This is a genomic window from Kineobactrum salinum (assembly GCF_010669285.1).
Classification (GTDB): Bacteria; Pseudomonadota; Gammaproteobacteria; order Pseudomonadales; family Halieaceae; genus Kineobactrum; species Kineobactrum salinum.
The window spans coordinates 4516184-4534298 of sequence record NZ_CP048711.1; the positions used below are offsets into that span (position 1 = coordinate 4516184).

Genomic DNA, 18115 nt, shown 5'->3' on the forward strand with positions numbered 1-18115 from the left:
TTCGATGCCATTTACTGTTGTTATTCCCGCCCGTTTTGGTTCCACCCGGCTGCCCGGCAAGCCGCTGCGGGACATCGCCGGCAAGCCCATGGTGCAGTGGGTCTGGGAGCAGGCCCGCCGCAGCGCGGCCGGGCGGGTCATCATTGCCACCGACGATGAGCGCATTGCCGCGGTGGCCAGCGGTTTTGGCGCCGAAGTCTGCATGACCGACAGCCAGCACCCCTCCGGCACGGATCGCCTGCAACAGGTCGCCAGCCTGATGGCTTTCGCGGACGAGGCCATCATCGTCAATGTGCAGGGCGACGAACCGCTGATTCCGCCGGCGGTGATCGATCAGGTCGCGGCCAATCTGGCAGCCAACCCGGATGCCGGTATCGCCACCCTCTGCGTGCCCATCCGGCAGCTTGACGAGCTGCGCAATCCCAATGCGGTGAAAGTGGTTTGTGGCCGGGATGGTAGCGCGCTGTATTTCAGCCGGGCACCGATACCGTGGCCGCGGGAGGCGTTTGCGAATCCGTCGGCCGACGCCGCGTTGCCGGCCGGGAGCTGGTTCCGGCATGTGGGCATCTATGCCTACCGGACCCGGTTCCTGCACCAGTACGTCGGCTGGCCCGCGGCACCGCTGGAACAGCTGGAACAGCTGGAGCAACTGCGGGCGCTCTACCACGGCGTCAGGATCCACGTGGCGACCGCCGCTGAAACTGTGCCCGCCGGCGTCGATACCGAGGCCGACCTTGCGGCTGTCACCGGGCTTCTGCGCCCATGAGCCCGCAACCGGAGCAGCCGAAACCGGTCAGGGTCCTGTTTGTCTGCCTGGGCAATATCTGTCGCTCGCCCACCGCTCACGGCGTATTTCAGGCGCTGCTGGAGCGCGAGCGGATCGCTCACCGCATCAGTGTGGATTCCTGCGGTACAGCCGCATGGCATACCGGCAAGGCACCCGATCCACGTTCCACCGCGGCCGCCCGGACACGGGGCTACGATCTGTCGGTGCTGCGGGCGCGGCAGCTGCAGTGGCACGATTTCTTTGAATTTGACTACATGCTGGCGATGGATTCACAGAACCTGGAGGAAATACGCCGTCAGGCACCGCTGGACTACGCCGGGCATATCGGCCTGTTGCTGGACTTCGCAGACGCCGGCAGCGGACGCGATGTACCGGACCCCTACCATGGTGGCGGCGCGGGTTTCGAGCATGTGCTGGACCTGGTCGAAGCCGCCTGCGAGGGGCTACTGCGGGAGATACGGCGCCGTGACGCGGGGTGATTGCGAGCTGCAGGCGCTCAACACGCTGCACCTGCGCGCCCGGGCGCGGGGCCTGCAGCGGGTAGCCGATCTCGATACGCTGCGCGCCGCACTGCGCAGCGCCGGCGCGCTGGGCCTGCCCGTGATACCGCTGGGGCAGGGCAGCAATGTCGTACTTTGCGAGCAGCTGGAGGCGCTCGTGCTGAAATTGGAAATGCGCGGCAAGACGGTGCTCAGTGAGGACAGCGAGCAGGTCTGCCTGCGGGTGGCCGCCGGTGAGGACTGGCACGGCCTGGTGGTCTGGTGCCTGGATCAGGGCTACTACGGCCTGGAGAACCTGGCCCTGATACCCGGCACGGTGGGCGCCGCGCCGATCCAGAATATCGGTGCCTACGGCCGTGAACTGGCGCCTTTTGTCAGCGCCGTGCACGCCTTGCGCTGCGCAGATGGCAGCGAACTGCTGCTGAGCCGCGAGGACTGCGAGTTCGGCTACCGCGACAGTGTATTCAAACACCGACTGCGCGATGCGGTGGTGATTACGCATCTTGATTTGCAGCTGCCCAGGCGCGATCTGCCGGACTGCAGCTATCCCGGCCTGCAACAGCAGCTAGTGCAGCAATCCGGCGCCGGCCCGGCCACCGCCAGGGCGGTATTCGATGCCGTGGTGGCCCTGCGGCGCGCCAAGCTGCCCGACCCGGCCCGGGAGCACAATGCGGGCAGTTTCTTCAAGAACCCGATGGTTGACCGGGCCCGCGCCGAGCAAATGCGCCGGGATTTTCCGGCCCTGCCGGTGTATCCGGTCGAAGGGGCCGCCAAGTTGTCAGCGGCCTGGCTGATCGAACAGGCCGGCTGGAAGGGCGTGCGCCGGGATGGCGTGGGCGTGCATCCGGGCCATGCACTGGTACTGGTCAATTACGGCGCCGACGATGGCGACCGTCTGCTGCAGCTGGCGCGGGACATCCAGAGCTCCGTGGCGGCGCGCTTTGCCATCGAGCTGGAGATCGAGCCGCGCGTCTACGGGAGGATGGAATGAGCGAGTTCGACGCGACCTCCTTTCTCAAGCGCCTGACCACCCGGCCCGGCGTGTACCAGATGTATGATGCGCAGGGCAAACTGCTGTATGTGGGCAAGGCCCGGAACCTGCGCAACCGGGTCAGCAGTTATTTTCGCGCCAGCGGCCTGACCGACAAGACCATGGCCCTGGTGGCCCGGATCAACGATATCCAGGTTACGGTGACCTCCACGGAGGTAGACGCGCTGTTGCTGGAACACAACCTCATAAAGAGTCATCGTCCGCCCTACAATATCCTGTTGCGCGACGACAAATCCTACCCCTACATCTTCCTGTCCACCGAGGACGAGTTCCCCCGGCTGAGCCTGCACCGGGGCAGCAAGCGCCGCAGGGGCAAGTATTTTGGTCCCTATCCCAGCGCCTCGGCGGTACGCGAGTCGCTGCACTTCCTGCAGAAGGTGTTCCGGGTGCGGCAGTGCGAGGACAGTTTCTTCCGCAATCGTTCGCGGCCCTGCCTGCAGTACCAGATCGGCCGCTGTACCGCGCCCTGCGTAGGCTTGGTGAGTGCGGAGGAATACGCGGAACAGGTTGAACACACCCGGTTGTTCCTGGGCGGCAAGTCGCAGGAGCTGATGGTGCGGCTGGCAGACGATATGGAGCAGGCCGCGGCGGAGCTGGCCTTTGAGAAGGCGGCGCTGTATCGGGATCAACTGGGCCAATTGCAGCATGTCCAGGCCAGCCAGGGTATCGAAGGGGCCAGCGGCGAGCTGGACATTCTGGCGGCGGCGGTCGACTCCGGCCGCGCCTGTGTGCAGGTGCTGTTTATACGCAATGCCCAGGTACTGGGCAGCAAGACCTATTACCCGCCCCTGAAGCTCGACGAAAGCAGTGCCGAGGTGCTCGCTGCCTTCCTGCCCCAGTTCTACCTTGCGGCCGCGCGCCCCATACCCGCCGACATCATTGTCAATGCCATGCCCGAGGGCAGCGCCAGCCTCGCCGAGGCGCTTTCGCTACAGGCCGGACGCAAGGTCAGCATTCGTTCGAAAGTGCGCGACACCCGCGCCCGCTGGCTGCAGCTCGCGTTGCAGACCGCGGAAACCAACCTCCAGTCGCATCTGGCGGGACGCCAGTCCACGCTTGAGCGTCTGCGTGACCTGCAGCAGGTGCTGGCGCTGGAACAGTTGCCCCAGCGCATGGAGTGCTTCGATATCAGCCACAGTTCCGGCGAGGCGACGGTAGCGTCCTGCGTGGTATTTGACGAGAGCGGGCCTCGCAAATCCGACTACCGCCGCTTCAATATCGAGGGCGTTACCGCCGGCGACGACTACGCGGCAATGCAGCAGGCGCTGGAGCGCCGCTACAAGCGGTTGCAGGCCGGGGAGGGCGCATTGCCGGACATCCTGTTCATCGACGGGGGCAAGGGCCAGGTCAGCCAGGCCATGGGGGTGCTGGAGTCCATGCAGCTGACGTCTGTGGAGGTAGTTGGGATTGCCAAGGGCGTGACCCGCAAGGCCGGCTTCGAGACCCTGGTGCGCGGCCGCAGTGGCGCAGAACAACGGCTGCGTGGCGACAGTCCCGCGCTGCACCTGATCCAGTACATCCGCGACGAGGCACACCGCTTCGCCATTACCGGGCACCGGGCCCGGCGTGCCAAGAGCCGCCAGCGGTCGTCGCTGGAAGGCATTCCCGGAGTGGGAGCGAAACGCAGGCGGGAGCTGCTGCGGCACTTCGGCAGCGCCCAGGGCGTCGGCAACGCCAATGTCGAGGAATTGAGAAAAATCAGTGGCATTAGTGCTACGCTTGCACAGCAGATCTATGACCACCTTCATACCAGCGACGGCTGAGAGGCTAGAACCACGTTGAGCATCAATATCCCGAATACCCTGACTATCATGCGGATCCTGCTGATTCCGGTCCTGGTCGTGGTGTTTTACATGCCCTTCAGGCACCACCTGCTGGTGGCGGCGCTGATTTTCACTGTGGCCGCCGTGACCGACTGGCTGGACGGCTACCTGGCGCGACGCCTCGGGCAGATGACCAAGTTCGGCGCCTTTCTGGACCCAGTGGCAGACAAGCTGATGGTCGCGGTGGCGCTGGTGCTGCTGGTGGAGCGGCATGACACCAAGCTGCTCACATTGGCGGCCTGCGTTATTATCGGCCGCGAAATCGTCGTATCCGCGCTGCGGGAATGGATGGCGGAACTGGGGCAGCGCACCTCGGTGGCGGTGTCCTATATTGGCAAGGTGAAGACGGCGTTCCAGATGATTGCCATCATCGGCCTGCTGGCGATTGACCCGGTGCGCGGTGACAGCTGGCTGCTGGCCGCCAGCTACCTGATGCTGTACCTGTCGGCGGTATTGACGCTGTGGTCGATGATCATCTATCTACGCGCTGCCGCCGAGGTGATGAAAGGCCGCTAAAAAGGCCGGCAAATCGCACAAACTCGCAGTGAAATAACCGCTCCGCCATCCTGCCATAGTTCCTGGCCGGGCGAGTCCCGGCCGATATTGCTGCCCGTTAGCCATGACAAAACGGCAATCTGCGACTACCTTGAATGAGTAACTGGCTGAACCCGTCGAGAAGCGGTGCATGCATCGGGGGGCATCCCTGATCGTCAGAGTGCAAGGCATGCCCGGATGCCAGGAAACTCACAAGGAGACAGGATTATGACCAGGCCCACAAATTTCATTGGCCTGCCCATGTTCGGGGCAGGTGTTCTTGCTGTTTATCTCATGGCCGGAATGGACGTGGCCAACAGCCAGGACGAGCTGAGCGGGGGTAGTTACGCGCCGGTGGTCGACGAGGATTTCCAGCAGGTTTTCGACAGTGACCGCGACGAGAAAGATGAGGTAATGGAGCGTCAACAGGGGGTACTGGAAACCCGCTACGACCTTTCCGACAAGCCTTCCCCGGTGATGATGTCCGGCGGCAGAAAGGCGGTTCAGGAAGGTGTTCGCGTTCGCCTGCCATCAGGGGTGAGCTGGGACGAACTCAACGACATGACACCGGAGCAAATCCGCAAGCAGGACCTCTTTCCCAAGGGTTTTATGCCGCTGCCCCACGCCAAGCACCCGACCGGTGGGATGGTGTTTCCACAGCAGCAGATAGACGCCATCGCCGAGGCCGAAGACAGGGATCTGGAGCGCTTCGATGTCGCCTTTGATCTGCCGGAACATTTGACACCGGAATTTCCTCCGCCGCTGTTTCTGACCAATCGCCCCGATCTGGGCGATGTCACCGGGGCGAAGTACTGACGATCAAGAATTTTTATGAAATATTTGAGGGCAAGCTGACACCGGTCCAGATCGACGGCATGCGCCTGCTGCTGACCCCGTTCCCGCAGCAGCAGTTCAACGCCACGCACGACCGCAAAGTCCGGGAACCGAGTCTCGGGGTCACCTGTCTCGATTGCCACGTCAACGGCCACACCAACGCGGCTTTTCATCTCAATCCCGATACACGTCCCACCGCGGCCCGTCTGCGTATCGAGACAGTGAGTCTGCGCGGGATGTTCAATCAGCAGATTCATGGCTCCAAGCGGTCGCTGCGGTCCGTGGAAGACTTCACCGAGTTCGAGCAGCGCACAGCCTACTTCGACGGCGATCACGTGACTGCGGCCAAGAAAGGCGTGAATGTGCTCGATCGTGGAAGCCAGGTGGCAGCCATGGCCCAGATGCAAAACATGATCGACTTTCCGCCGGCACCAAAATTGATGCCCAACGGTGATCTGGATCCCGCCAAGGCCACCGAGCAGGAACTTCGGGGACAGGAGGTGTTCCGGGGCAAGGGCCAGTGCGCCACCTGCCATTCCGGCCCCTTCTTCATCGACCACCAGATGCACGACCTGAAAGCCGATCGCTTCTACGAGCCGCGCAATATCAACGGGCGCTACACCCAGCCGACAGGGCCGATCAAGACCTTCACCCTGCGCGGGATCAAGGATTCGCCGCCCTACATGCACGACGGCCGGCTGCCCACCCTGGCCGACACCGTCGAGTTCTTCAATCTGGTATTGCAACTGGATCTTACGGCGGATGAGAAGGAAGCCCTGGTCGCCTATATGCTCGTTATCTGATTTGGCAGATGCCTGCAACGTTGACTGATCATGCCCGGCTCCCGCTGGAGCCGGCAAAAATTGACGCGGTAATATTTGATCTTGACGGTGTGATTACCGACACCCGTTGCGCCCATCAAGCCGCATGGAAGCGGCTCTTTAATGAATACCTCAAAGAACGGGGAAAGTCCGTGCGATCCGGTTATACGCCATTCAGTGATGCTGATTACAGCGAATATCTGGATGGCAAGCCGCGCTACGATGGTGTGCGCGATTTTCTGGCTTCCAGAGACATCCGGCTGCCCTGGGGTGATCCGGCCGACCTACCGGGCGAGCAAACGGTATGCGGCCTGGGCAACCGCAAGAACCGGTACTTCAACGAATGGCTTGCAAACAATCGGGTGCATGTGTTTCCCGATGCACTTTGCGTGCTGCAAAGCCTCAACAGGGCCGGTTTCCGCACGGCAATCATTTCGGCAAGCAAGAATTGTGAAGCTGTGCTTGCCAATGCGCAGATCAGGGATTTGTTCGGGGTGAAAGTGGACGGCCAGGATATGGCCGATCTGGGCCTCCCGGGAAAGCCGGACCCCGCGATCTTCTTGCAGGCCGCTGAGCGACTTGGCGTCCAGCCGGAGCGCGCAGCCGTGGTAGAGGATGCGCTCGCCGGCGTGCAGGCCGCTGCCGATGGCGGCTTTGCCCTGGTAATCGGCGTCAACCGGGGCGAGCCAGCCCACGGGGATGCGCTGCGCAACAGTGGGGCAGATATCGTCACAACTACATTGAGCAGCCTGTTGCCTGAGCAGGATCAGGGTACTGCTGGCGTGCCTGTTGACGCGTTGCCGTCGTTCTGGTCAGCGCGGGACCAGATCAGCGAGCGGCTTCGCGACAGACATCTCGCCCTTTTTCTGGACTACGACGGCACCCTGACCCCGATCGTTGAAGACTATCGAAAAGCCAGGCTGAACGCCGCCACACGCGCCATTGTTGGCGAACTTGCCCGCAGCTGCGCCGTGGCGATCATCAGTGGGCGCGACCTTGAGGATGTCCGCGCCCTGGTCGACCTGGACCAGGTATTCTATGCCGGGAGCCATGGCTTCGATATCGCGGGGCCACGTGGCTGGCGCGAGCAGCTTCAGCAGGGGGTTGAGTTCCTCCCCGATCTGGACGCGGCTGAAACGGCCTTGACCGACGACCTCGGCAATATCAACGGAGCACGTGTTGAGCGGAAAAAATTCTCTATCGCCGTGCATTACCGCCAGGTGGCGGAGGGTGATGTGCCAGCGGTGGAGCAGCTTGTAAGCAGGGTGCTTGCTGGCTTTCCCCGGCTGCGCGCATCCTCCGGCAAAAAGGTATTCGACCTGAAGCCCCGCACCGACTGGAACAAGGGCCAGGCCCTGTTGTGGCTGCTGGAAAGATACCAGCTCAATGGGTCTGAGGTACTGCCGGTCTATGTGGGGGACGATACCACGGATGAGGATGCCTTCCATGTACTGAGGCAACGCCAGGACAGTGGCGAGGACGGCATCGCAATCCTCGTGCGCGACGACAGCAGGCGGCGGAGCCTGGCTAATTACACGCTCGAAAATACCGACGATGTCACGGATTTCCTGAAGTGGCTGGCCGCGAGTATCACAGCAGGGGGCACCGCGTGAAGGAAAGGGAGTGGTTGTTCGAATATCGGGGATACCAACCGGATCATGAAGGGCTGCGCGAAACCCTGTGTGCCCTTGGCAATGGCTATATCTGTACCCGCGCAGCGGCGCCCGATGTTAAAGCCGATGCAATCCACTATCCGGGGTGCTACCTCGCCGGTGGGTATAACCGGCTGTGTACCGAGGTCGAAGGGCGCGAGATCGAGAGTGAGGATCTTGTCAATCTGCCCAACTGGACGATGCTGATGATCCGCATCGACAACGGGCCCTGGCTGGCTCCCGAGCAAGTGGATTTTACCGATTATCGCCAGGCACTTGATCTTCGTCGCGGTGTATTGACCCGCACTCTCCGCTTCCGTGACGACCAGGAACGTATCATCAGCATCGAGGAGCGGCGGTTCGTGAGCATGGCGGAGCAGCACCTTGCCGGGCTGGAATGGACAATTGTCGCGCAAGACTGGTCGGGGCGACTTGCCGTGCGTACGGGCCTTGATGGAGCCATCAGCAACAGCGGGGTGGCGCGCTATCGGAGCCTGAACGGGCACCACCTCGAGCCGCTGGGGGCCGGGACGCTGGACGATGAGACGCTGTGGCTCCGAAGCCGGATGGTACAGTCGCGGACCGAGATCGCCCAGGCCGCGCGGACCTGTTTTTTTTACAATGACGACGCTGTTCGGCCTGAACGCGAAACAGAGGTGGGCAGTGATCGGGTCAGTCAGGACATCGTTCTCGATGTGGCGGCGGGAGATACGGTCCGGGTGGAGAAAGTGGCCGCACTGTACAATTCGCGTGACCGTGGCATCTCCGAGCCATCGCTCGCTGTGCAGGAGGAAATCAGTGGAGCGGGCGATTTCAACACGCTTCTTGCCGCTCATGAGCTGGCCTGGAAACACCTCTGGGAATTGTTCGACCTGGAGGTCGACAGCGAAGCCGGGGGTGATTTGCCGCTGAAACTGCGCCTGCACATTTTTCATCTGCTGCAGACCGTAACCTGCCACAGCACTGACCTCGATGTGGGAGTGCCGCCGCGAGGATGGCATGGAGAAGCCTACCGCGCCCATATCATGTGGGATGAACTGTTCATATTCCCGCTTCTCGTGGCGCGTTCTCCGGCCTGGTGCCGTGCACTTCTGATGTACCGCTATCGCAGATTGCCCGCGGCGAGAAAATTGGCTCGCAAAGCCGGCTATCGCGGCGCCATGTTTCCGTGGCAAAGCGGCAGCAGTGGCCGCGAAGAAAGCCAGGTGCTGCACCTCAACCCAAACTCGGGCCGCTGGCTTCCGGACAACAGCAATCGCCAGCGTCATATCGGCTCCGCTATCATTTACAACCTCTGGCATTACTACGAGATGACCGGCGATCAGAAGTTCATGCAGGAGTACGGCGCCGAACTACTGTTTGAGATCGCCCGCTTCTGGGCCAGTATTGCAACGTGGAACGCGCAGCGCAGCCGCTATGACATTTGCCGGGTAATGGGGCCAGATGAGTACCACACCGCCTACCCGGGCGCCGACCCGTCGACAGAGGGAGGGCTGGATAACAACGCCTATACCAATGTGATGGCGGCGTGGGTGCTGAATCGCGCCTGTCAGATGCTGGGTATCCTGCCTCAGGATCGGCTGCGCCAACTTCGTGAGAAGCTGCAGCTTGGCGACCAGGAGACCGAGCGCTGGCATGATGTGAGCCGCAAGTTGTTCGTTCCCTTCGATGCGGATGGCATCATCAGCCAGTTCGAAGGTTATGACAAACTACAGGAGTTTGACTGGGAGGCCGCCCGCGAACAACACGGTGATATTCACAGGCTGGACCGGATTCTTGAAGCTGAAGGTGATGATCCGAATCGTTACAAGGTTTCAAAACAGGCCGACGTGCTGATGTTGTTCTACCTGTTCACGGCCCGGGAGCTGGAGCACATTTTTGAACAACTGGGTTACCCCTTTGATTCGCATACCATACCGAAAAATGTCGAGTACTATCTTCACAGAACCTCTCACGGCTCTACCCTTAGCTGGGTTGTACACTCGTGGGTACTGGCGCGCACAGACCGGCAGCATTCATGGCAATTGTTTCTAAGTGCCCTGGACGCTGACGTCGCTGATATCCAGGGCGGAACGACACCTGAAGGCATCCACCTGGGGGCAATGGCCGGTACTGTGGACCTGATTCAGCGCTGCTATCTGGGTTTTGACGCCCATGGCAATGTGCTGCATTTCAATCCGGCCTTGCCGGATGAGCTCCATGGCCTGAAAACCAGCCTGTGGTACCGCAACCAGAGACTGGATATCGAGTTGACGAAGGAGCTGTTGCGGGTCAGCAGCAGGCAGCTCACGGCACACCCGATTACCATAGCCTACCGGGGCCTGTTTCATACTGTCAGCCCTGGCTCGCGGCACGAATTCCGCTTGCTCAGACCACAGTGACCGACCCGGGGCCGGGCGCCCGGATTGCGCCGTACGCCAGTATTGCCAGCCGCCGAGAATAAGTCCATAATGGCGACCTTCCTGTAGCGAGGGTCAGCTAAAACTCTTTTTAATCAAAGAGTTAGCTGTTGGGCTTTGGTCCATTGCCCCGCTCCAGCGTCAACATCGTTATACCCAATACAGGCTCGGTGGCAGAGTGGTCATGCAGCGGATTGCAAATCCGTCAACGCCGGTTCGATTCCGACCCGAGCCTCCAACTCCTTATTGAATAGCATAATTCGGCCTCACGCCGGAGCATTGCTATGCCTGAAAAGCCCCGTAAACACTGGCTTTTGGGTGTTTTGCCTGTTCGACCAAAAAAAGACCCGGAACGCCCAGGCGACGCAGAGCGCGATTGACCAGCATCGACGCGCAGACCTCCAGCGGCCGGCGCAGATGTCCAAGTCGACCCCTAGCCGGCATATCTCACCAGTGAAACTGAAATAGGCCTCTATCTGGTGCACTGGTGCATAAAGTAAGAGCCGGCAAGCACTTACACTGCACGAGAGGAAGAGACCTATGGTTACAGAGTGTACTCCCCTTTCACGCATTAGGTCGTCGGGAAGTGGTAGGCCGTTTTGACGGCGGCCGCATCACCTCAGAGGGTGGCGGCCTGTTGCTGCGCGAGGTCGATGTCCGCCTGAGTATGCTGCCCCGACTGGTCGCCTACTTCACCGATCACCGCAATCCCAACGGTGTCGAGCACAGCGAGTCGCGCAACGGGGGTATGGGCTTGGCGCTCGGTTACGAGGATATTGATGATCACGACCCGCTGCGCGCGGACAGCCTGCTGGCGGCACTGGTCAGCAAGCGGGATATGACGGGGGAGTACCGGGAACGGGTCCGCGACCAAGGTTACCCCTTGGTCGTGTCGAGTACGCTCAACCGCCTCGAACTGGGTACTCCCGGCTTGGCGGCCGGGGTCGTGTAATCCCCCCATTTTTAACCGCCTCTTTGAGTAGAGGGTTATGCTGCCTGTAGCAGCCGGGCCGGGGGTATCCCTCCTATAGCCGTATTGGGTCGCTCGTTATTGTATTCCCAGAGCCACTGTGTCGCTAATAGCTGGGCATGGGCAACGCTGCTGAACTCGTGCAGATCCAGCCATTCATGTCGCGCGGTCCGGTTGAAACGCTCCACATAAGCATTCTGAGTTGGCTTGCCCGGCTGGATATAGATCAGCGTTATCCGGTTCTTGTTCGCCCACGCTACCAGCGACTGCGAGATATATTCCGGCCCATTGTCACAGCGAAGTGCCGCTGGCTTGCCACGCCATTCAATGATCTGTTCCAGTGCGCGAATCACGCGCGAAGCAGGTAACGACAAGTCTACTTCAATCCCCAGGCCTTCACGATTGTAATCGTCAATCACATTGAACGTGCGGAAGCTCTTGCCGCTGTCGAGCTGATCACTCATGAAGTCCATGGACCAGACTTGATTCGGCGCAGTCGGAACATCCAGCTCGCCTGGATAATCCCGCCTGATCCGCCGCTTGGGCTTAATACGCAGGTTTAGCTCTAGCTGTCGGTAGATGCGGTAGACCCGCTTATGATTCCACGGGTAGCCCTTCACGTTGCGCAGATACAGGAAGCACAGTCCAAAGCCCCAGCGCTTGTGGGTCTGCGTTAGCCGGAGCAGCCAATCGGCAATCAGGGCATTCTCGCCATCCAGCTTTGCCTGGTAGCGGTAGCAGGTTTCGCTAATACCGTACACCACACACGCCAGCCTGACACTGATGCCATGTTTGGCCACGCCTTTTCTGGCCATCTCCCGCCGCTGAGATGGCCTTACAACTTTCCCTCGAGGGCTTCCTGGCGCAGTTCGGCCTTGATCCGCTCCTCGGCATACATCTTCTTCAGGCGAGCATTCTCGGCTTCCAGCTCCTTCAACCGCGTCATGAGCGACGCGTCCATGCCACCAAACTTTGCGCGCCACTGATAGATCAGTGCCGTGCTGACGTTGTGCTCGCGGGCCAGATCCGCGACCGGAACGCCCGCTTCGTGCTGCTTCAAAACCGCCAGTATCTGGCTGTCGGAAAATCGAGACTTTTTCATGTACCGCTCCTTCTGCGATCATTATAAAAGCCTCTACTCAAAATCTCGATTATTTTCTGGGGGGATTACAAAACCATCTGGAACGGACTCGCTCTTCTTCACCTGGAAAAATACCGATAAAGACAAAATGGTGCTAGAAATGCGAGCCGACCTTCTCGAAGAGTATATAGCTTACTGCGTAAAGGAGATAAATACGTTGCTTAGTGCAGCTAAGGCGAATATGCCACCGGATCTTTGGACAGTAGATAAATCAGTACCGGGACGTATGTTGACTACAACGAATATTAATGCCTTACTAATTTGCCTGCGGCTAATAATTGAACGGGGCACGATTTCATCATTTGACACCTACAGAAAGAAATTTTCTGGGCTCAAGAGCTTTAGCTTTAAAAGCTACCACAGCAGTCAATATAATAGGATGGCTGAAGCCCTATACAAAAAGCACTTTGGATAATAGCATTCCTTTCGAATGAATGAAGACGTCATTCTAGCGGAGCTTATCTGATTTAGTTCTGAATGCGTCCCTACAGAGCCTTGATGCGCTCCCCGATGTCCGCCGGGGAAAGGAAGAGTCTTACCTTTCCGTCTCGGGATTGTTGCAGCAGGCCGTAGGTTTCCGACAGGGCAAGGAGGTCTGACCGTGCCGTCTCGTAAGCCACCCCGTGCGAGGTCTGGTGGCTCTTCACCGTGTACTGTACTCCGGGCTTTTCGATAGCATTGTGCAGTAAAGCCAGCTGCCGGTGGTTCAGCAGGGCAGCGATACCCGATTTCGCCAACGCATCCCGGACCTGGTGCTGCTCCCGCGTCTTCCTCGCGAGATAGCTGTGGAGTCTGGCGATGGATTTCTTGATCACATCCAACTGATGAACGATGAAGTAGGTCACGTCCCCGCCATCGGTTTCTGAGTGCATGTAGGCCCGAACATAGCTTGGCTCTGCCTTCTTGATGACCGATGAAATCGAGGTGTACTCCAGCAGCCAGAAGCCGGACCTCACTACCATCCAGAAGAAGAGCGCCCGCGCCACCCGGCCGTTGCCATCGAAGAAGGGATGATCGTAGCCGACCATGAAGTGAACCAGGATGGCGCGGATCACATCAGGAAGCCGTTGGTCTCCGGTCTTGCCATTGGTAAAGTCACAAAGCGCCTTCAACCGGCCCCGCAGTTCGCCCGCCGTGGGTGGAATGTGGAGCGAGACGCCAGTCATGTTGTCGACTACGGCGATGTCGTCAGTGGCCGCCCGGAACTGGCCGACCTTGTGCAAGTCCTCTTTTTCGACCGTGCCTTCCATCAGCAGCCGGTGTAGTTCGAAGATCATGGCGGGGGTGAGGTTGTCATCCAGGTGCTGCTTTATGAAAAGCATGGCCCGGTAGTTGTTGAGTATCATCTGCTCAGAATGTGTCTTTGGGGCCCTTTCAGTGCGGATCATCTCCTTCGCCACCCGCGTGGTGGTGGAGGCGCCTTCCAACTGGCTGGAGCTGATGGCCTCCTCAATCAGGGAATTGATAAGGTAGGTGCGCTGAGTCGACGGATCCTTCACCCGCGGGTCGGCCGCCACCGCTCCCTTGGCCTGTTCGGAAATCGTCAGCAGGTCTGCGGTGATGATGGCATTCGGACAGTAGTGGAAGTTGACCCCGTCCTTGTCGATCAGCGGCAGGGTTTCGGCATTGGACATCCTCGCCTGTTTCGTAGCCAGCCAGTACTCTTCGGGGGTGAGGGTGCCGGGCGGCTCCTTGTATTTCAGTTCATCCCAATGTAGATAGCGCCCTTTCGCATCAAAGGGCTTCAAGCCCATTCCGATCCACGGCATGAAGTTGGTCAACGATGGCGTTTTGGCATTTGCCGCCGCAACTGCACCCGAGATGTAGGCCTCCATTGTCGGAGGCAGTTCTGGAATCTTCACTGCTCGACCCTATGTACTAATTAGGTAAATATTAGTATATAGTCATTAAGTCAGCCCATCTACTAGATTCTTGGAAATTGGGACAAGCATCTCTCGGCAAGGGCGGTGAAAGACAGGTGAGAATGAGGATTCACGGTATTTATGGCGGTATAAGCCATTATCGAGAATATAATATGTCGTATAAAACAATACGATGAACCATCTTTTCGAAGAAGACCCGACTCCACAATTTTATCAAAATCAATGACTTGGCGTGGGAAGCTGCACGGGTGCATGAGCCCCCGTGCCTGCCTGCTTGCCCATGCAATCATTTGCCGAACAGCTTGCCAAAAGCCTTGCCGATTTCCTTGCCGGCATTTTCCACCGCGTTGCCAGCCGATTCCTCGCTGTCGCCGCTTTCCTCGGTCTGTGATTTATCGTTCCCGCCACCGAAAATACCGGACATGATACCGCCCGACTCGCCGTCGGCGTTGCCGCCGCCCAGCATGCCGCCCAGCCCGGACAGGTCGGTAGGCTCTGCCGGCAGCACAAAGCGCGCGGGGTCCACGCGGTTTTCGGTGATTGAGGTCACGCGGATATCGGCACCATAGCGCAGCACACCCATGTCGCTGCGGGCCAGCTGGTGCTGCAGATATTCAGAGGCGTCGTAGTGCTGGTCCAGCGAACGCGCCAGAGAACTGGCCATTCGGTGCATCGCATCGCGGAAACCGATCGCCCGGCGATCGGAGGACAATACCATCTCGGTTTCCCGGGCCTTGCCGTCCTCGTCCTGGTATTTGAGGATGTACACCTCGCCATCGATGCCGGCCACTGTTTCGCTGCGGCCTGTTGGCTCCAGCGAATCCACCCGCACCTGGGTCATGTCCGGGGTCACCGATTTGGCGAGCCCGCCGAACATCGACATGGCCTGGCTCACGTCGATGACCATCAACTCGCCATCGGCATCGTTGACCACATAGATGCGGTCGTCGCGCATTACCATGTAGCCCTGCTGGTCGGCATGATTGATGCGTAACTGTTCCCCCTCATATTCGAAGGTCATAGTGTTGCCGTTCTGGTCTACCGCTTCGGTGACATCCGCGTGCAGAGCGGGACTGGCCAGGGCCAAACCCAGCAGTGCGGGACAGAAGGCGCGACCTACGGTGATTTTCATGATATCGAACTCCTTGCAGGTAAATTGACCGGGCCAGGCCCGATTGTGCTGTAGTATCAGCTTTCAGAGACCGGTTTGCCAGTCTGTGCCGTGGCCGGTTCGCGAACTTTTGACTGCCGCCGGGCACGACCGGGCGGGTATGGGCTTGCAGTAGCGCTGTGACTGGGCAGGTTCAGCGGCGCGATGTTCATGGTGACAGCGTACCCTCGGCGGCGCTTCGCGGACAAACACAGTGGACTATACTGGTTCTGACGAGGACGCTGCGACTGCTCGCTGGCCACAGCCCGGAGAACGCACCATGCATATCCTGATTACCGGTGGCACAGGCTTTATTGGCACGGAACTGGTGGCGCGCCTGCTGGGCGAAGGTCACCGGATGACACTGCTCAGTCGCCGCCAGCGCCGTGACGAAGCTGGACGCCGCTATGTCCAGTCGCTGGAAGAACTTGGCACCGAGGCTGAGATCGATGCGGTGATCAACCTCGCCGGCGCGCCGCTGGCGGGGCGGCGCTGGACCAGTCCTTACAAGCGTGAGTTGGTGGCCAGCCGGGTCGAAACCACCCGCGAGCTGATCGCTTTGCTGCGACGACAGGCACGGCCGCCGACAGTGCTGCTCAGCGGGAGTGCGGTCGGCTATTATGGCCCCAGAGGCGGTGAACCACTGGCAGAGGATGCCGGCTCCGAGCCCTCATTTTCCAGTGATCTCTGTCGGCAGTGGGAGCATGCCTCGCTGCCGGCGAGGGAGCTGGGAGTGCGGGTATGCCAGTTGCGTCTGGGAGTGGTGTTGGACAATGATGGGGGCGCGCTGGTGCAGATGCTGCGCCCGTTCCGCTTCGGAATTGCCAGCTGGCCGGGCTCCGGCGAGCAGTATCTGAGCTGGATCCATCGCGAGGATGTGGTGCGCGCCATCTGTTTCTTGCTGCAGCAGCCTGGCATGGAGGGGCCGTACAACCTTAGCGCACCAGAACCAGTGACCCAGCGTGCATTCTGCAGTGCCGTGCAGCGATATTTCAGGACCCTGCCGGCGCTCCCCGTTCCCGCTCCCGTGCTGCGCCTGTTGCTGGGGGAAATGGCGGGGGAACTGTTGCTGACGGGGCAGCGGGTGGTCCCCGGGAAGCTGGTCGACGCGGGCTTTGAGTTTCATTATCCGACTCTGGAGCAAGCCCTGTCCGATATATTGGCGCCACGCGAAGCGGCCTGATCCGGCGCGCTGCAAACTCCCTTGCAGCCTCCTTGCCCCGTGCGGATCAGGGCCGCTCTGCGCCATTCCTGCCCAGCAGGGCGGCTCCCTGGGGCGTATTGCGCACACTCCAGGCCCACAGCGCCACTGGGGCCAGCGTCGGCACGATCAGCGTGCTGAACTGATACAGCAGCGCGATGGCCGGAGGGGGCGGCAGCGGCACGGTGCTGTGGGTGTACAGCAATTCACCGAGCCCCAGCATCAGGTTCTTCAGCGTCACGGCGACAATACCGATGAACATCAATAGCCACAGCACGAACAGGCCCCAGGCGAAGCGTTCCAGTGGCCGCTGCAGCCGGCTGGCGAAGTGCAGGGCGGCATAGAACGGGACTGAGTAGGACAACATGCGGGTATTGAGCGGGAATGCCAGCTGGTATTCCGCCTCGGCCAGCGATACGACCTGATCATCGAGCTCGCCGAAGCGGGTCAGCGCCAGCAGCTGGTGGTTGTCGATCGTGACGGCCTCCAGTACGTTCGGCAGGGCGGCGTTCAGGGTCAATTGCGACAACCACAGCGCGGGTGCGGAGGGCAGCGCGCCCAAGGCATACCAGAGTGTGAAAAAAGGCACCATCAGCAGGATGACCAGACCGATATAGCGATGCAGGCTCATGCCAGCGCCCGTGACTGGCGCTCCAGAAACCGCAGATACAGCACAAACACCACCAGGACATCCAGCATGATGAATACTGGCCACAGGTAGAGATGGGACCAGGTAAAGATATCGATATTCCACTGGCCCAGGTAAAACAGGCTGATGATGCGCGCGATATTCATGAGCTGGATGGTCAGAAAACCGAGCAGGATGGCTCCCAGCCGGAAATGCCAGCGGGCGGGGTAGGCCAGTACCCCGGCCACCAGCACAATGGTGGCCTCGACGCCATTGCAGCCCGCTTCGATCGAAACCGCGAAATTGTTCACCGTGTGGGAAATCACCCGCCCGTAGGCCAGCACGTCGCTGTCGAAGGGCGTGATCAGCGCGGCGCTGAGGGTGGCCAGGGCAGCGGTGAAGGGCTGGATGACCGAGGCCTGCACAGGCGCCAGCATTTCCAGCGTGAACAGCCCCAGCAGGATCGAGAGGAATACGACGATAAATTTTGCCATTGGGATGCTATGATTCGCTGCGCGGCCCTGTAATTCACGGGGTCGAGCGTAGCACAGCGGAGGGTGGGGTGTCACAGGCAGCGCGCATGACGGGACTGGTGGTTACCACGCTGATGCTGGTGTTCAGCGGCTGGATTTTTCTGCAGACCGGGGACTGGGTGGCGATACTCTTTGCTGCCGTGAGTCTGGGCTACGGTATCTTCTTTCTTGCCGTTACTCCCCGTCGCAGGGACAGTCATTGAGGTGC

18 protein-coding genes and 1 tRNA gene are annotated in these 18115 nt (G+C 60.2%); 14 read left to right on the plus strand and 5 right to left on the minus strand.

What is annotated here, in order from left to right; translation table 11 throughout:
* Window positions 1–4: 4 nt before the first annotated feature.
* The 11 genes from kdsB to G3T16_RS20215 all read left to right on the plus strand — a co-directional run bounded on the left by kdsB (window position 5) and on the right by G3T16_RS20215 (window position 11353).
* On the plus strand, window positions 5–766 hold the full coding sequence (kdsB, locus tag G3T16_RS20175) for a 3-deoxy-manno-octulosonate cytidylyltransferase (protein WP_163496793.1): 762 nt from the start codon (window positions 5–7) through the stop codon (window positions 764–766).
* Window positions 763–1266, plus strand: a complete 504-nt coding sequence (locus tag G3T16_RS20180; RefSeq protein WP_163496794.1) for a low molecular weight protein-tyrosine-phosphatase — start codon at window positions 763–765, stop codon at window positions 1264–1266. Before kdsB ends, G3T16_RS20180 begins: the two co-directional genes overlap by 4 nt.
* A complete protein-coding gene (gene murB, locus G3T16_RS20185) occupies window positions 1253–2278 on the plus strand; it encodes a UDP-N-acetylmuramate dehydrogenase (RefSeq protein ID WP_197911774.1) in 1026 nt (341 codons plus the stop codon). The genes G3T16_RS20180 and murB overlap by 14 nt, the downstream gene beginning before the upstream one ends.
* Window positions 2275–4101 (plus strand): excinuclease ABC subunit UvrC, encoded by a 1827-nt coding sequence (uvrC, locus tag G3T16_RS20190; protein ID WP_163496796.1) that lies wholly within the window; start codon window positions 2275–2277, stop codon window positions 4099–4101. The genes murB and uvrC overlap by 4 nt, the downstream gene beginning before the upstream one ends.
* Window positions 4102–4122: 21 nt before the next feature.
* Window positions 4123–4677: a CDP-diacylglycerol--glycerol-3-phosphate 3-phosphatidyltransferase gene (gene pgsA / locus G3T16_RS20195; RefSeq protein WP_163497203.1), complete on the plus strand. Its 555-nt coding sequence runs from the start codon at window positions 4123–4125 to the stop codon at window positions 4675–4677.
* 246 nt (window positions 4678–4923) lie between these two features.
* On the plus strand, window positions 4924–5511 hold the full coding sequence (locus G3T16_RS21390) for a hypothetical protein (protein WP_197911775.1): 588 nt from the start codon (window positions 4924–4926) through the stop codon (window positions 5509–5511).
* Between the two features lie 59 nt (window positions 5512–5570).
* A complete protein-coding gene (locus G3T16_RS21395; protein ID WP_197911776.1) occupies window positions 5571–6332 on the plus strand; it encodes a hypothetical protein in 762 nt (253 codons plus the stop codon).
* Between the two features lie 8 nt (window positions 6333–6340).
* Window positions 6341–7963 carry a trehalose-phosphatase gene (otsB, locus tag G3T16_RS21400; RefSeq protein ID WP_232059186.1) on the plus strand — a complete coding sequence of 541 codons (1623 nt, stop codon included), beginning with the start codon at window positions 6341–6343 and terminating at the stop codon, window positions 7961–7963.
* Window positions 7960–10383, plus strand: coding sequence for a glycoside hydrolase family 65 protein (locus G3T16_RS21405; protein WP_197911778.1), 2424 nt, complete (start codon window positions 7960–7962; stop codon window positions 10381–10383). The genes otsB and G3T16_RS21405 overlap by 4 nt, the downstream gene beginning before the upstream one ends.
* A gap of 182 nt (window positions 10384–10565) precedes the next feature.
* Window positions 10566–10639, plus strand: a tRNA-Cys gene (locus G3T16_RS20210).
* 249 nt (window positions 10640–10888) lie between these two features.
* Complete coding sequence (locus G3T16_RS20215) at window positions 10889–11353, plus strand: transposase (protein WP_269473249.1); 465 nt, start codon at window positions 10889–10891, stop codon at window positions 11351–11353.
* 35 nt (window positions 11354–11388) lie between these two features.
* On the opposite strand, the gene G3T16_RS20220 is transcribed toward G3T16_RS20215, so the two are convergent.
* Window positions 11389–12473, minus strand: a protein-coding gene (locus G3T16_RS20220) for an IS3 family transposase (RefSeq protein ID WP_163496798.1) whose coding sequence is annotated in 2 segments (ribosomal slippage) — window positions 11389–12212 and window positions 12212–12473 — 1086 coding nt in all. Because the reading frame shifts where the segments join, the coding sequence is not laid out codon by codon here.
* Between G3T16_RS20220 and G3T16_RS20225 the strand changes: the two genes are divergently transcribed.
* Window positions 12472–12927, plus strand: coding sequence for a hypothetical protein (locus G3T16_RS20225; RefSeq protein WP_163496799.1), 456 nt, complete (start codon window positions 12472–12474; stop codon window positions 12925–12927). The two genes, G3T16_RS20220 and G3T16_RS20225, sit on opposite strands and share 2 nt — an antisense overlap.
* A 70-nt stretch (window positions 12928–12997) precedes the next feature.
* Here G3T16_RS20225 and G3T16_RS20230 read toward each other — a convergent pair whose 3' ends face one another.
* Together G3T16_RS20230 and G3T16_RS20235 are read right to left on the minus strand one after the other, a co-directional pair.
* Window positions 12998–14374: a Fic family protein gene (locus G3T16_RS20230; protein WP_163496800.1), complete on the minus strand. Its 1377-nt coding sequence runs from the start codon at window positions 14372–14374 to the stop codon at window positions 12998–13000.
* A gap of 307 nt (window positions 14375–14681) precedes the next feature.
* Window positions 14682–15527: a hypothetical protein gene (locus G3T16_RS20235; RefSeq protein WP_163496801.1), complete on the minus strand. Its 846-nt coding sequence runs from the start codon at window positions 15525–15527 to the stop codon at window positions 14682–14684.
* Window positions 15528–15825: 298 nt separating this feature from the next.
* Between G3T16_RS20235 and G3T16_RS20240 the strand changes: the two genes are divergently transcribed.
* Window positions 15826–16728 (plus strand): TIGR01777 family oxidoreductase, encoded by a 903-nt coding sequence (locus tag G3T16_RS20240; protein ID WP_163496802.1) that lies wholly within the window; start codon window positions 15826–15828, stop codon window positions 16726–16728.
* Window positions 16729–16774: 46 nt separating this feature from the next.
* Here the strand turns inward: G3T16_RS20240 and G3T16_RS20245 are convergent, their stop codons facing one another.
* Entirely contained in the window at window positions 16775–17377 is a 603-nt protein-coding gene (locus G3T16_RS20245; protein WP_163496803.1) for an exosortase H-associated membrane protein, read from the minus strand.
* A complete protein-coding gene (xrtH, locus tag G3T16_RS20250; RefSeq protein WP_163496804.1) occupies window positions 17374–17868 on the minus strand; it encodes an exosortase H in 495 nt (164 codons plus the stop codon). Before xrtH ends, G3T16_RS20245 begins: the two co-directional genes overlap by 4 nt.
* A 68-nt stretch (window positions 17869–17936) precedes the next feature.
* Here xrtH and G3T16_RS21410 point away from each other — a divergent pair, with 68 nt between their 5' ends.
* Window positions 17937–18110 carry a hypothetical protein gene (locus tag G3T16_RS21410; protein WP_197911779.1) on the plus strand — a complete coding sequence of 58 codons (174 nt, stop codon included), beginning with the start codon at window positions 17937–17939 and terminating at the stop codon, window positions 18108–18110.
* Window positions 18111–18115: the final 5 nt, after the last annotated feature.